Source organism: Kitasatospora sp. NPDC001095, assembly GCF_053598615.1.
Map to the genome: position 1 here is coordinate 1 of NZ_JBSFKQ010000088.1, position 16,117 is coordinate 16,117.

A 16,117-nucleotide genomic window follows, 5' to 3' on the forward strand; every position below is an offset into this window, starting at 1 on the left:
AGCACCGACACCAGACGCTCACCGGCACGCCGATCCACCACCTCGGGCAGATCCACCAGACCACCCCAACGACCCGGCAGCTCCAGACCCGCACTGCGACCCAGACCCCAGACCATCGCCTGGGCCGGGTCGGCCGGCCGGTCGCCGTGGCCGGCGCAGACGGCACCCCGGGTAACCGTCCAGAGCCGGGCGGCGGTCAGCTCGGCGTCGGCCATCGCCTGCAGCAGCGTCGCGGTCGCGGCGGTCCCCAGCGGCACCACCGTCTGCTCGGGGTGGGTGCCCTCGGCGAGGGCGAGCAGCGACAGGACCAGCTCCGCCGCCGGAGCGTCCGCCGAGGCGGCGCGCAGCAGTTCGGCCAGGTCGGCGCGGCTCGCGGCCGGGTCGGCCACCAGGGTGCGGACGTCCGTGCCGTGGTGGGCGAGCGCCCGGAGCGCCCCGGTGACGACCGGGTCCTGCTCGTGCCCGGCCGGAACGACGGCCAGGCAGCCGGCCACCGGGGCGGCCGGGGCGAGCTGGTCGAGCGGGCGCCAGGTGGCGCGGTAGAACCAGCCGTCGAGCAGGGACTGCTTCCGGCGCTCCGCGCGCCAGTTCGACAGCGCGGGCAGGACGGAGTCCAGAGAAGCGCCGGCGTCGACGGCGAGCGTCCGCGCGACCGCTGCCACGTCCCCGGCCTCGACGCTCTGCCAGAAGTCGGTGTCCGCCGGGTCCGCCGCCGGCGCGGCGGGGGCGACGGTGCGGCGGCGCGGCCAGAAGCGCTGCCGGTCGAACGGGTAGGTCGGCAGCTCGATGGTCCGGCCGCCGGTCAGCGCCGTCCAGTCGAGGCCGTGGCCGGCGACGAACGCGGTGGCCGGCGCGGCGAGGGCGGTCGCGGTCTCCGGGCGCTCGGCGCGCAGAGCGGGCGCGAACACGCCCTCCTCGACGCACTCCTGGCCCATGGCCGACAGCACGCCGTCGGGGCCCAGCTCGACGAAGGTGGTGACGCCCTCGGCTTCGAGGGCCCGCATGCCGTCGAGGAAGCGGACGGCCTCGCGGACGTGCCGCACCCAGTACTCGGGCGAGCACAGCTCCTCGGCCGTCGCGACGGAGCCGGTGACGTTGGAGACCACCGGAATCGTCGGCTCGGCGTAGCTCAGGCCCTCGGCGACGGCCCGGAACTCCGCCAGCATGCCGTCCATCAGCGGGGAGTGGAACGCATGGCTGACGTTCAGCCGCTTGGTCTTCTCGAACTGCCCGGCGATCGCCAGCACTTCGGACTCGTCCCCGGAAATCACCACGGAGGAAGGCCCGTTGATCGCCGCGATGCTCACCTGGGCGGTCAGCAGCGGCAACACCTCGGCCTCGGCGGCCTTGACCGCCACCATCGCGCCGCCCTCCGGCAGCGCCTGCATCAGCCGACCACGGGCCGCGACCAGCGCCACCGCGTCGTCCAGCGACAGCACACCCGCGACATGCGCGGCCGCGATCTCACCGATCGAGTGCCCGACCAGGAAGTCCGGACGGACCCCCCAGCTCTCGAACAGACGGAACAGCGCGGTCTCCACCGCGAACAGCGCGACCTGGGTGAACTCGGTACGGGCGAGAACGTCAGCGTCCTTCCCGAACACCGCCTCTTTCAGGGGCAGTTCGACCCGCGCGCAGACCGCGTCGAAGGCTGCCGCGAACACCGGGAAGGCCTCGTACAGCTCCCGGCCCATCCCCGGACGCTGGCTCCCCTGCCCCGTGAGCAGGAACGCCAGCTTCCCGCCGCGCACCGCGCCCTGGACGAGGTTCGGCGCGGACCCCCCGCGGGCCAGCGCCTCCAGCCCCGCGTCCAGGGCAGCCCGGTCGTCCGCCAGCACCACCGCGCGCTGCTCGAAGGCCGTCCGACCGGCCAAAGAGCTTGCCACGTCCGGGAGTTCGACCTCCAGGCCGCGGGCGAGGAAGGTCCGGAGCCGGCCCGCCTGCTCGCGCAGGCCGCGGGCGTCCTTCGCGGTGAGCACGAACGGCCGCGCCCCGCCGTCCGTCCGGGGCTCCTGCCCGGTCTCCTCGGTGTCCGCGGCGTCCTCGGCCGGGGCCTGCTCGATGATGACGTGCGCGTTGGTCCCGCTGATGCCGAAGGACGACACCGCCGCCCGGCGCGGGCGACCGGTCTGCGGCCACGGCCGGCTCTCGGTCAGCAGCTCGACGGCGCCGGAGGCCCAGTCGACGTGCGGCGACGGCTCGTCCACGTGCAGGGTCTTCGGCAGGACGCCGGCCCGGATCGCGTGGACCATCTTGATGATGCTCGCGGCGCCGGCGGCGGCCTGGGTGTGGCCGATGTTGGACTTCACCGAGCCGAGCCAGAGCGGCTCGCCGCCCTCGCCGCGTTCCTGGCCGTAGGTGGCGAGCAGCGCCTGGGCCTCGATCGGGTCGCCCAGCGCCGTGCCGGTGCCGTGGGCGTCGACCGCGTCGATCTGGTGGGCCGCGAGGTTGGCCGCGGCCAGGGCCTGACGGATCACCCGTCGCTGGGACGGGCCGTTCGGAGCGGTCAGGCCGTTGCTGGCGCCGTCCTGGTTGACGGCGGAGCCGCGGACGACCGCGAGCACCGGATGTCCGTTGCGGCGGGCGTCCGACAGCTTCTCCAGCAGCAGCACGCCGACTCCCTCGCCGGCGCCGAAGCCGTCGGCGGCGGCCGCGAAGGCCTTGCAGCGGCCGTCCGCCGCCAGCCCGCGCTGGCGGCTGAACTCGACCAGCATCTGCGCGGTGGACATCACCGCGACGCCGCCGGCCAGGGCCATGGTGCACTCGCCGCTGCGCAGCGCCTGGGCGGCGAGGTGCAGGGCGACCAGCGAGGAGGAGCAGGCGGTGTCGACGGTGACCGCCGGGCCCTCGAGACCGAAGGCGTACGAGAGCCGGCCGGAGGCGACGCTCGCGGTGTTGCCGGTGCCGACGTAGCCCTCGACGTCCTCGCCGGACTCCTGCAGGACGGTGGCGTAGTCGTGGAAGGTCATGCCGACGAAGACGCCGGTCCGGCTGCCGCGCAGCGACCGCGGGTCGATGCCGGCCCGCTCGAAGGCCTCCCAGGAGGTCTCCAGCAGCAGGCGCTGCTGCGGGTCCATGGCGAGCGCCTCGCGCGGGTTGATCCCGAAGAACGCCGGGTCGAACTCGCCCGCGCCGTCGAGGAATCCGCCGTCCACCACGTAGCTGGTGCCGGGGTGGTCCGGGTCGGGGTGGTGGAGGGCGTCGAGGTCCCAGCCGCGGTCGGCGGGGATCCGGGCGACGGCGTCCCGCCCGTCGCGGACCAGCTCCCACAGGTCCTCGGGGCCGCGGACGTCGCCGGGGTAGCGGCAGCCCAGGGCGACGATCGCGATCGGCTCGTCGGCCGCGGACTCCAGCTCGTGCAGGCGGCGGCGCGTCGACTGGAGGTCGGCGGTCGCCTTCCTGAGGTAGCCGAGCAGCTTGTCCTGAGCGTCCATCGTGGGCGTACCCTCCGGGTTGTGCGGTCCTGCGGCGCGGTTCACGGCGTCTTCGGTCGTCACGACATCCCCAGCTCGTTGTCGAGGAGGGCGAAGAGCTCGTCGGCCGTGGCCGTGGCCGTGTCCAGCACGTTCGTTTCGGCGTCCGCGTCGGTCTCGGCGAAGCGGGCGGTCCAGCGGGAGAGCATCCGCTGGAGTCGGGCGGTCACCGCGTCGGCGGTCTCCCGATCGGCGGCGAGGTCGCCGAGTTCGGCGTCCAGGCGTTCGAGGTCGGCGAGCGCCGCGGTCTCCCGGTCCGGCTGGGCGCCGAGGAGTTCGGTCAGCAGGTGGTCGGCCAGCACGGCCGGCGTCGGGTGGTCGAAGACCAGGGTGGCGGGGAGCTTGACGCCAATCGCGGCGGTCAGACGGTTGCGCATCTCGACGGCGGTGAGGGAGTCGAAGCCGAGGTCCCGGAAGGCCCGGGTCGGGTCGACGTCCTCGGCGGAGGCGTGCCCCAGGACGCCGGCGGTGCGGGTGCGGACCAGGTCGAGCAGCGCCCCGGACCGGTCGGCGGCGGGCAGCGCCGCCAGCCGCGCGGCGAAGGAGGCCGGGTCGGCGCCGTCGGTGTGCGCCGACCCGGCCGGACGCCGGTCGAGCATCCGGGCGACCTCGGGCACCTCGCTGATCAGCGGCCGGACGTGGCCGGCTCCGAACGCCGGGACGAAGCGGTCCCAGGCGATGTCGGCGACGGCGAGGAACACCTCCCGGGCGTCCAGCGCCTGCTGGAGCACGGTGACCGCCAGTTCGGGCACCAGCTCGCCGCTGCCGCGCCGGCGCAGCGAGGACTCGACCGCGCCCTCGGCCATGCCGCCGCCGGCCCAGTGGCCCCAGGCCAGCGAGGTGGCGGGCAGTCCGTCGGCCCGGCGCTGCTCGGCGAGCGCGTCCAGGAAGGCGTTGCCGGGGGCGTAGTTGCCCTGGCCGGCGAGGCCGAAGGTGCCGGCGAACGAGGAGAACAGGACGAAGGCCGAGAGGTCCAGCCCGCGGGTCAGCTCGTCCAGGTTGCGGGCGGCGGTGACCTTGACGGCGAGCGCGCGGGCGACCTGGTCGACGGTGAGCGCGTCGAGCAGGTTGTCGTCGACGATCGCGGCCGTGTGGACCACCGCCGTGAGCGGGGCGTGCTCCGGGATCCCGGCGAGCAGCCGGGCCAGGTCGTCGCGGTCCGCGACGTCGCAGGCCACCGCCTCGGCGCGGGTGCCGAGGGCGGCGAGCTCCTCGACCAGCTCGGCCGCTCCCGGGGCGTCTGCGCCCCGGCGGCTGACCAGCAGCAGGTCCCGGGCGCCGTTGGCGGCCAGCCAGCGGGCGACGTGCCCGCCGAGCGCGCCGGTGCCGCCGGTGACCAGCACGGTGCCCTCGGGGCGCCAGGCCTCGGTGACCGCCGACGGGTCGAACGGCGCGGGCAGCAGGCGGCGGCCGAAGACGCCCTCAGGACGGACCGCCAGCTGGTCCTCGGTGCCGGCGCCGGTGAGCGCCCCTGCCAGCCGGGCCGCCAGGGCGGCGTCGCCCTCGGGGTCGGCCGGGACGTCGACCAGACCGCCCCAGCGCTGCGGGTGCTCCTGGGCCACCACCCGGCCGAAGCCCCAGACCAGGGCCTGCGCGGGGTTCGCCAGCCGCTCCTGCGGGCCGGTGGCGACGGCGCCCGCGGTGAGCAGCCGCAGCGGCGCGTCCACGTCCGCGTCACCGAGCGCCTGGACCAGGGCGAGGTTGCCAGCCAGGCCCGCCGGGACCACCGGGTGGTCCGGCAGCGGCCGCTCGTCCAGGGCGAGCAGCGACAGTACGCCGGAGACCTCCGGCGCACCGGCGAGCGCCGCGCGCAGCCGCTCCGCGACGGCCGCCCGGTCCGCACCGGCCGGCAGGGCGCAGCGGAGCAGGGCGGCGTCCGATCCGGCCAGCGCGGCGAGCACCGACTCGGCCCGCGGACCGGCCGGCTCGGGGACGGCCACCAGCCAGGTGCCGGACAGGCGCCCGTCAGGAACGCCGTCCAGCTGCCGCCAGGCGGCCCGGTAACGCCAGGAGTCGACCACCGACCGCTCCTGCTCGGCGCGGTGCCAGGAGGTCAGCAGCGGCAGCAGCGTCCGGAGTGACTCCTCGGCCTCGTCCCCGGTGATCCCCAGGGCGCCGGCCAGCCTGGCGGCGTCCGCGTCGTCGACGGCGGTCCAGAAGCGCTGTTCGCCGGGGGTGCCCGCGCGGAACGGCTCGTCCTCCTGGTCCGGGACGAGCCAGTAGCGGTCGCGCTGGAAGGGGTAGGTGGGCAGGTCGACGCGGCGGGCCGTGGGGAACTGGGCGGCCCAGTCGACGGTGGCGCCGTTGGACCAGGCCTCGGCGAGGGCGGTCAGGAAACGCTCCCGGCCGCCCTGGTCACGGCGCAGGGTGCCCTGGACGCTCGCCTCGGCATGGGCGGCGTCGATGGCCTCCTGGATACCGACGGTCAGCACCGGGTGGGCGCTCACCTCGACGAACTGCGAGTGGCCGGACGCCAGCAGGGCGTCGATGATCTTGCCGAACTCGACCGTCTGGCGCAGGTTTCGGTACCAGTACGCACCGTCCAGCGAAGCGCTGTCGACCAGTTCACCGGTCACGGTGGAGTGGAACGGCACCTCCGGAACCCGGGGCGTGACCGGCGCCAGCAGCTCCGCGAGACGGGCCTCGATGCGCTCCACGTGCGCCGAGTGCGAGGCGTAGTCCACCGCGATCCGACGCGCCCGGATCTCCTGCCCGACGCAGTGCTCCATCAGCTCATCCAGGGCGCCGACATCGCCGGAAACGACCACCGAGTTGGGGCCGTTGACGGCCGCGACGGACAAGCCCTCACGGCCCGAAAGGAGTTCACGCACCTGCTCGGCGGGCAGCGGGACGGACACCATGCCGCCCAGCCCGGACAGTTCGATGATCGCCTGGCTTCGCAGCGCCACCACCAGCGCCGCGTCCTCCAGCGACAGAGCGCCCGACACCGCAGCGGCGGCGATCTCGCCCTGCGAGTGCCCCACCACCGCCGACGGCTCCACACCGCACGAACGCCACAGGGCAGCCAGCGAGACCATCACGGCGAACAGCACCGGCTGGACCACGTCCACCCGCTCCATCCACCCGCCGTCCTCACCCGCGACGACCTCCAGCAGATCCCAATCCACATACAGGGACAGCGCCTTGGCGCACTCCTCCATCCGGGAACGGAACACCGGCTCATCCGCCAGCAGCCCCTGCGCCATGCCCAGCCACTGCGAACCCTGACCCGGGAACACGAACACCGGCCCACCGGTCGTCCCAGCCGTGCCCTGGACCAGCTGAGCCACCTGCTCACCGTCGGCGAGCGCGGCGAGACCGGCGAACAGGTCCGCCTTCCCCGCGCCGACGACCACCGCACGGTGCTCGAACACCGACCGGGCCGTCGCCAGGGTGTGGCCGACATCCGCCGGCCGCTCGCCCCCGGCCATCGCCAGCAGCAGTCGGGCCTGCTCACGCAGCGCCGCCCCGCTGCGGGCCGAGAGCGGCCACGGCACCACGCCGCCGGCCACCGGCACCTCGTCGGCCTCCGCGGGTTCCGCCGCGGGTTCCGCCGCGGGCTCCTCCTCCAGCACCACGTGGGCGTTGGTGCCGCTGACCCCGAAGGACGAGACGGCGGCCCGGCGGGGCCGTCCGCCCGCCGGCCAGTCCCGCGCCTCCGTCAGCAGCTCGACCGCGCCGGAGGCCCAGTCCACGTGCGGCGACGGCTCGTCGACGTGGAGGGTGCGCGGCAGCACGCCGTGCCGCATCGCCATCACCATCTTGATGACGCCCGCCACACCGGCGGCGGCCTGGGTGTGCCCGATGTTGGACTTCACCGAGCCCAGCCAGAGCGGGTCCCCGGTGCGCTCCTGGCCGTAGGTGGCGAGCAGGGCCTGGGCCTCGATCGGGTCGCCGAGCACGGTGCCGGTGCCGTGCGCCTCGACCACGTCCACCTGGTCCGCCGTCAGGCGGGCAGCGGCCAGCGCGGCGCGGATGACGCGCTGCTGGGCGGGGCCGTTGGGGGCGGTCAGGCCGTTGCTGGCACCGTCCTGGTTGATCGCGCTGCCGCGCACCATCGCCAGCACCTGGTGCCCGTTGCGGCGGGCGTCCGACAGCTTCTCCAGCAGCAGCACGCCCGCGCCCTCGCCCCAGCCGGTGCCGTCGGCGGCGGCGGCGAACGGCTTGCAGCGGCCGTTCTCGGCCAGCGCCCGCTGGCGGCTGAACTCGACGAAGGGCAGCGGGGTGGCCATCACGGTGACGCCGCCCGCGAGCGCCATGGTGCACTCGCCGGCCCGCAGGGCGCGCACGGCGAGGTGCAGGGCGACCAGGGAGGCGGAGCAGGCGGTGTCGACGGAGACGGCCGGGCCCTCGAGACCGAGGGTGTAGGAGATGCGGCCGGAGACGACGCTGGCGGCGTTGCCGGTGGCGAGGTAGCCCTCGACGTCCTCGGGCAGCTTGCGCGCGCCCTTGGCGTACTCCTGGCCGTTGGTGCCGACGTAGACGCCGACCCGGGTGCCGCGCACCGAGGACGGGGCGATGCCCGCGCGCTCGAAGGCCTCCCAGGAGGTCTCCAGCAGCAGCCGCTGCTGCGGGTCCATGGCGAGGGCCTCGCGCGGCGAGATGCCGAAGAAGCCCGCGTCGAAGCCGCCCGCGGCGTCCAGGAACGCGCCCTCGCGGACGTGGCTGGTGCCGGGGTGGTCCGGGTCCGGGTGGTAGAGCGCGTCGAGGTCCCAGCCGCGGTCGGCCGGGAAGCCGGCGATGGCGTCCCGTTCGTCCGCGACCAGGTCCCACAGCTGCTCCGGGGTGTCGATCCCGCCCGCGTAGCGGCAGCTCATGGCGACGATCGCGATGGGCTCGGACTCCCGCTCGTCCGCCTCGCGCAGGCGCTCGTGGGCCTCGCTCAGCTCGACCGTGACCCGCTTGAGGTACTCGCGGAGCTTGTCTTCATTCGCCATCGGGAAGTCCACCTGCCGGAGTCGTCTGGAGTGCGCGTGCGTTGCTGGTCATGAGGCCCCGAACTTCCGGTCGATGAAGTCGAAGATCTCGTCGTCGGAGGCGGCGTCGAGTTGGTCGGCGACCGTCTCCGGCTCGTCGGCCCCCAGGGCCCCGGTCCAGGTGGAGAGCAGTGTCCTGAGCCGGTTCCCGACGGCGTCCCGGTCGGCTTCGTCGGGCAGGACGGCGAGCAGCCCGCCCTCCGTCGCCGCCGCCAACGCGGCTTCCAGCCGGTCGAGTTCGGCGAGGACGGCCGGGGCTTGCGGGGCCGCGTCCGGGACCAGCCGGACGCGCAGGTACTCCGCCAGGGCGGCGGGAGTGGGGTGGTCGAAGACCAGGGAGGCGGGCAGCCGCAGCCCGGTCGCGACGTCCAGCCGGTTGCGCAGCTCGACGGCGGCAAGCGAGGTGAAGCCCAGCTCCTTGAAGGCCCGGTCGGGGTGGACGGCGGCGGTGCCGCGGTGGCCCAGGACCTCGGCCACCGACTCGCGGGCCAGGGCCAGCAGCAGGCGTTCCCGCTCGGCCGCGGGCGCGGCGGCGATCCGTTCGGCCAGGCCGGCGGTGGGCTCGGCCCCGGCGGCCGGGGCCCCGGTGTGCCCGGCGCGCTCGCCCCGGACGGCCGGCAGCTCGTCGAAGAGCCGGCTCGGCCGCTGCGCGGTGCGCCGGCCGACGAACCGCGGCCAGTCGACGTCGGCGACGGCGAGCACCGCCTGGCCGGGCGGGAGGGCCCGGTCGACGGCGCCGGCCGCGGACTCGGGGGCCATCACCCGCAGCCCGGCCCGCTCCAGCTGCTCCGTGACGTCGCCCTCGGCGGCCATGCCGCAGCCCCAGACGCCCCACACCAGCGAGGTGGCGGGCAGGCCGTCGGCGCGGCGCTGTTCGGCGAGCGCGTCCAGGTAGGCGTTGGCGGCCGCGTAGTTGCTCTGCCCGGGGTTGCCGACGGCGCCGGCGAAGGCGGAGAACAGGACGAAGGCGTCGAGGTCGCGCGAGCGGGTGAGCTCGTCGAGGTGCCGGGCGGCGACCGCCTTGGGGCGCAGCACGGTGGCGAAGCGCTCCGGGGTCTGCAGCTCGACGGTGCCGTCTTCGACGACGCCGGCGGCGTGCACGACCGCGGTGACGGGGTGCCGGTCCAGCAGGTCGGCCACGGCCGTGCGGTCGGCGAGGTCGCTGGCGGCGAGGGTGACCCGGGCGCCGAGGGCGACCAGTTCGTCCCGCAGCTGCGGGGCGCCCGGGGCGTCGGCGCCCCGGCGGCCGGCCAGCACGAGGTGGGCGGCGCCGCCGCGCGCCAGGTGGCGGGCCACCTCGGCGCCGACGGCGCCGGTGCCGCCGGTGATCAGTACGGTGGCGCCGGCGACCCAGCCGGCGCCGCGCGAACCGGTGGGTTCGGCCTGGCCGGTGGGCTCGGCCGGGGTCAGGCGGCGTCCGTAGAGCCCGCCGGGGCGCACCGCCACCTGGTCCTCGCCCGAGCCGCCGGTGAGGACGCCGAGCAGGCGGGAGCGGGTGCGGCGGTCCGCCAGGGTGGCGGGCAGATCGACCAGTCCGCCCCAGCGCAGCGGGTGCTCCAGGGCGGCGACCCGTCCGAAGCCCCAGACCTGGGCCTGCCCGGGGTGGTCCGGTCGGTCGGTCGCGGCGACGGTGACGGCACCGCTGGTGACCGCCCACAGCGGTGCGTGGAGCTGTGCGTCGCCGAGTGCCTGGGTCAGGGCCAGGGTGAGGGCCAGGCCGGTGGAGAGTTCCTCCTGGTCGGGGTGGGGCCGCTCGTCGAGGGCGGCGAGCGACAGCACGCCGGTCACCTCGGTCCCGTCGGCGAGGAGTTCGGCCAGGCGCTTGGCCAGGACGGTGCGGTCCGCGTCGCCGGTGTCGAGTTCGAGGGTGAGCACGTCGGCGCCGGCCTCGGTGAGGGCGTCGACGGCCCCGGTGACGAGCGCGTGGTCGGCCTGCGGCTCGGGGACGACGAGCAGCCAGCCGCCGACGGCACCGGCCGGGGCGGGCTCGGGCAGCTGCTGCCAGGTGAAGCGGTGGCACCAGGCGTCGACGGCGGACAGCTCCCGGGTGCGGCGCCGCCAGGAGGAGAGCTCCGGGAGGATCGCGCCGAGCGGCGCCGGGTCGGGCAGCCGCAGGGTCTCCGCGAGGGCGGTCAGGTCCTGGTCCTCGACGGCGGCCCAGAAGCCGGCCTCCCGGGCGGTCCCGGCCGGGTGCCGGTCGTCGGCGGCCGGGGCGGCGGGGGCGGTCGCCGGGTCGGTGTCGAGCCAGTACCAGTCGTGCTGGAAGGCGTAGGTGGGCAGGTCGAGGCGGCGGACGGGCGGGGCGCCGAGCACGGCCTGCCAGTGCGGCGTGTGCCCGTGCACGTGGAGTTCGGCGAGGGCGGACAGCACCGCGCCGGCCTCGTCGCGGTCCCGGCGCAGCGCCGGCACCAGCAGGGCGTCGGTCCGCTCGTCGAGGCAGTCGCGGCCCAGGGCGGTGAGCACGGCGTCGGGGCCGAGTTCGACGAAGGTGGTGACGCCGTCGGCTTCCAGGGTGCGCATGCCGTCGAGGAAGCGGACGGCCTCGCGGACGTGGCGCACCCAGTAGTCGGGCGAGCACAGCTCCTCGGCGGTGGCGACCGCACCGGTGACGTCGGAGACCACGGTGATCCGCGGCGCCGCGTACGTCAGGCCCTCCGCCACCCGGCGGAAGTCGTCCAGCATGCCGTCCATCAGCGGGGAGTGGAACGCGTGGCTGACGTTCAGCCGCTTGGTCCGGCGGCCCTGCCCGGCGAACCGGCCGGCCACCGCGAGGACGCCGGCCTCATCGCCGGAGACCACCACGGAGGTCGGGCCGTTGATCGCCGCGATGCTCACGTTCTCGGTGAGCAGCGGCAGGACCTCCTCCTCGGTGGCCTCCACCGCGACCATCGCGCCGCCCTCGGGCAGCGCCTGCATCAGCCGGCCGCGGGCCGCGACCAGGGTGACGGCGTCGTCCAGCGACAGGACGCCCGCGACGTGGGCGGCGGCGATCTCGCCGATCGAGTGGCCGACCAGGACGTCCGGGCGCAGCCCCCAGCTCTCGAACAGGCGGAACAGCGCCACCTCGACGGCGAACAGCGCCGGCTGGGCGTACTCGGTGCGGTCCAGCAGCTCCGCGCCATCGCCGAACACGGCGTCGCGCAGCGGCAGTTCGACCCGTGCGCAGACCGTGTCGAAGGCGTCCGCGAAGACCGGGTGGGCCTCGTACAACCCGCGGCCCATGCCCGGCCGTTGGCTGCCCTGTCCGGTGAACAGGAAGGCGGTGCGGCCGGGTTCGCGCACGGCGCCGATGGCCAGGCCGGCCGCGCCCTCCCGGTCGGCGAGGGCCTCCAGCCCGGCCGCCAGCTCCGTCGCGTCCGAGGCCGTCAGCACGGCGCGGTGGCCCAGGGCCGCGCGCTCGCCGGCCAGCGCGGTGGCCAGCGCGGTGAGGTCCGGGTCGGACTCGCGGGAGAGCCAGGTCCGCAGGCGGCGGGCCTGGTCGCGCAGGGCCGGTCCCGAGTGGCCGGACAGCACCAGCGGCACCGGTCCGGTCACCGGTGCGACCGGCTGTTCCTCGACGGGCGGCGCGGCCTCCAGGATGACGTGGGCGTTGGTGCCGCCGATGCCGAAGGAGGAGACGCCCGAGCGGCGCGGACGCCCGGTCTCGGGCCAGGCGCGGGTCTCGGTGACCAGTTCGACGGCGCCGGAGGTCCAGTCGACGTGCGGGGTCGGCTCGTCCACGTGCAGGGTCTTGGGCAGGACGCCCTCCCGCATCGCCATGACCATCTTGATGACGCCCGCGATGCCGGCGGCGGCCTGGGTGTGGCCGAGATTGGACTTCACCGAGCCGAGCCACAGCGGCTCGCCGGTGCGCTCCTGGCCGTAGGTGGCGAGCAGGGCCTGGGCCTCGATCGGGTCGCCGAGGGTGGTGCCGGTGCCGTGCGCCTCGACGGCGTCGACCTCGTCGGCCGACAGTCGGGCGGCCGCCAGGGCCTGGCGGATGACGCGCTGCTGGGAAGGACCGTTGGGGGCGGTCAGGCCGTTGCTGGCACCGTCCTGGTTGACGGCGCTGCCGCGCACCACGGCCAGGACCCGGTGTCCGTTGCGCTCGGCGTCGGAGAGGCGCTCCAGCAGCACCAGGCCGACGCCCTCGCCCCAGCCCGTCCCGTCGGCCGCGGCGGCGAACGCCTTGCAGCGGCCGTCGGCGGCCAGGCCGCGCTGGCGGCTGAACTCGATGAAGGAACCCGGCTGGGACATCACGGTGGCACCGCCGGCCAGCGCCATCGTGCACTCGCCGTTGCGCAGCGCCTGGGCGGCCAGGTGCAGGGCGACCAGGGAGGCCGAGCAGGCCGTGTCGACGGTGACGGCCGGGCCCTCAAGGCCGAAGGTGTAGGCGATCCGCCCGCAGACCACGGCGGCGGCGCTGCCGGTCAGCAGGTAGCCCTCGACGCCCTGCGGGCCCTCGTGCAGGCGCGGCACGTAGTCCTGGCCGTTGGTGCCGACGAACACGCCCGCCTGGCTGCCCCTGAGTGCGGCCGGGTCGATGCCGGCGCGCTCGAACAACTCCCAGGAGGTCTCCAGCAGCAGGCGCTGCTGCGGGTCCATCGCCAGCGCCTCACGCGGGGAGATCCCGAAGAAGCCGGCATCGAACTCGCCCGCCTCGTGCAGGAATCCGCCCTCACGGGCGTAGCAGGTGCCCTTGTGGTCCGGGTCCGGGTGGTAGAGCGCGTCGAGGTCCCAGCCGCGGTTGGCCGGGAAGCCCGTCATCGCGTCCCGTCCGCCGGCGAGCAGCTCCCACAGCTCCTCGGGGCTGCTGACCCCGCCGGGGAAGCGGCAGCTCATCGCGACGATCGCGATCGGCTCCTCGTCGGCGGCCCGGGTGGTCGCACCCGCCCGTACGGCCACCGGGGCCGCGCCGGCCTCCCGGTCGCCGACCAGCAGGCCGAGCAGCAGGGAGGTCAGCGCGGACGGCGTCGGGTGGTCGAACACCAGGGTGGCGGGCAGCGTGAGGCCGGTGACGGCGGCGAGCCGGTTGCGCAGCTCGACGGCGGTCAGCGAGTCGAAGCCCAGCTCGCGGAAGGCGCGCACCGGGTCGACGGCCTCCGGCGAGGCGTGGCCGAGCACCCCGGCGACCTGGCCGCGCACCAGCGTCAGCAGGTGGCGCTCCCGGTCGGCGGCCGGCAGGGCGGCCAACCGCTCGGCCAGGCCCGTCCGTTCTCCGCCGTCCGCCGGCCGGTCGGCGGGGGCCACCGCCCGCTGGGCCTCGGGCAGTTCGGCCAGCAGCGGACTCGGGCGGGTGGCGCAGAAGTTGCGGGCGAAGCGCTCCCACTCCACGTCGGCGATCACGGTGAGCGCGTCCGGCCGTCCCACCGCGGCGGCCATCGCGGCGACGGCGGCCTCCGGCGCCATCGCGACCAGCCCGTCCCGGCGCAGCCGGGCGTCCCGGGCGGCCGAGTCGGCCAGCCCGCCGCCGGCCCAGTGGCCCCAGGCGACGGCGGTGGCCGGCAGGCCGGCGGCCCGGCGCTGCTCGGCGAGCGCGTCCAGGTAGGCGTTGGCGGCGGCGTAGTTGGCCTGACCGGGGTTGCCGACGGTGCCGGCGAAGGAGGAGAAGAGGACGAAGGCGTCCAGGTCGAGGTGGGCGGTCAGCTCGTGCAGCCGGCGCGCGGCGGTGAGCTTGGGCCGCAGCACGGCCGCGAACCGCTCGGGCGTCAGCGCGTCCGCCACCCCGTCCTCCAGCACGCCGGCGGTGTGCACGACGGCGGTGAGCGGCTGGTCGGCGGGGACGGTGTCCAGCAGGGCGGCGAGCGCCTCGGCGTCGGCCACGTCGCAGGCCGCGAGGTCGACCGCCACGCCCGACTCGGCCAGTTCGGCGGCCAGTTCGGCCGCACCGGGCGCCTCCAGGCCCCGACGGCCGGCCAGCACCAGACGCTCGGCGCCGTTCGCGGCCAGCCAGCGGGCGACGTGCCCGCCGAGGGCCCCGGTACCGCCGGTGACCAGAACCGTTCCGCGCGGCTGCCAGGGCTCGGCGGAGGCCGCGTCGGAGCGCGGACGCACCAGCCGGCGGGCGAACACGCCCTCCGGACGCAGCGCCACCTGGTCCTCCCCGGGCGCACCGGCCAGCACGCCGGCCAGTCGGGCCAGCGCCCGCCCGTCCGGCGCGGCGGGCAGGTCCACCAAGCCGCCCCAGCGGTCCGGGTGCTCCAGGGCGACCACCCGTCCCAGACCCCAGAGCAGCGCCTGCTCGGGAGCCTCGACGACATCCGCCCGGCCGACGGTGACGGCGCCCCGGGTGGCCAGCCACAGCGGGGCGGCCAGCTCGGCGTCGCCCAGCGCCTGGACCAGGACGGTGGCCGCGACCACGGCCGCCGGAACGTCCTCCGCGTCCGCTGCCGCAGCGGAGGCGAAGGGCAGCGCCAACACGCCCGCCACATCAGCGTGTTCGTGGGCGACGACCCGCAGCCGCGACGCCAGCGAACCCCGGTCCTCGGCCGCCCGCCACGGCAGGGCGACCACCTCGGCGCCGCACGCGGTGAGCGCCTCCTCGACAGCCCGGACCAGAACCTCGTCGGCCGTCTCCGGGACGGCGACCAGCCAGGTGCCCGCGAGCGTCGCGGCGGCGGGACCGGCCGGGGAGTGGCCGACCGGGCGCCAGGTGATCCGGTAGCGCCAGGCATCCAGCGCCGAACGCTCGCGCTGACGGCGCCGCCACGAGGCCAGTGCGGGCAGCACGGTGCTCAGCGGGGCGTGCGCGTCCAGGGCAAGGGTGGCGGTCAGCTCGTCGAGGCTCTCGCGCTCGACGGTCTCCCAGAAGCCGGCCTCGACGGCGTCGACCACGGCGGCCGGCGCGTCGGCGGCAGCCTCGGGCTCCAGCCAGTAGCGGTCGCGCTGGAAGGCGTAGGTCGGCAGGTCGACGCGGCTTGCGGTGTCCTCGAACTGGGCGGCCCAGTCGACGGTGGCGCCGTTGGACCAGGCCTCGGCGAGGGCGGTCAGGAAGCGCTCCCGGCCGCCCTGGTCACGGCGCAGGGTGCCCTGGACGCTCGCCTCGGCGTTGGCGGCGTCGATGGCCTCCTGGATACCGACGGTCAGCACCGGGTGGGCACTGACCTCGATGAACTGCGAGTGGCCCGAGGCCAGCAGGGCGTCGATGGTCGACGCGAACTCCACCGTCTGACGCAGGTTTCGGTACCAGTAGCCGGCGTCCAGCGCGGCCGAGTCGATGACCTCGCCGGTGACCGTCGAATGGAACGGGATCTCCGGAACCCGGGGCGTGACCGGGGCCAGCAGCTCGGCCAGGCGGGTCTCGATGCGCTCGACGTGCGCCGAGTGCGAGGCGTAGTCCACCGCGATCCGACGCGCCCGGACCTCCTGCGCGGCGCAGTGCTCCATCAGCTCGTCCAGGGCACCGGCATCGCCGGAAACGACCACCGAGCTGGGGCCGTTGACGGCCGCGACGGACAAGCCCTCACGGCCCGAAAGGAGTTCACGCACCTGCTCGGCGGGCAGCGGGACGGACACCATGCCGCCCAGCCCGGAGAGCTCGATGATCGCCCGGCTGCGCAGCGCCACCACCAGCGCCGCGTCCTCCAGCGACAGAGCGCCGGAGACGGCAGCGGCGGCGATCTCGCCCTGCGAGTGCCCCACCACCGCCGACGGCTCCACGCCGTACGAACGCCACAGCTCGGCGAGCGA

General features: G+C 75.8%; 3 protein-coding genes. All 3 read right to left on the minus strand.

Features of this window, described 5'->3' with window-relative positions; translation table 11 throughout:
* Positions 1 to 3,497 (minus strand): type I polyketide synthase (locus ACWDBB_RS35340; protein ID WP_449793505.1); only part of this gene is annotated, 3,497 nt, incomplete at its 3' end.
* Entirely contained in the window at positions 3,494 to 8,410 is a 4,917-nt protein-coding gene (locus ACWDBB_RS35345; RefSeq protein ID WP_449793506.1) for a type I polyketide synthase, read from the minus strand. The genes ACWDBB_RS35345 and ACWDBB_RS35340, both read right to left, overlap by 4 nt.
* Before the next feature lie 48 nt (positions 8,411 to 8,458).
* Positions 8,459 to 16,117 (minus strand): type I polyketide synthase (locus tag ACWDBB_RS35350; protein ID WP_449793507.1); only part of this gene is annotated, 7,659 nt, incomplete at its 5' end.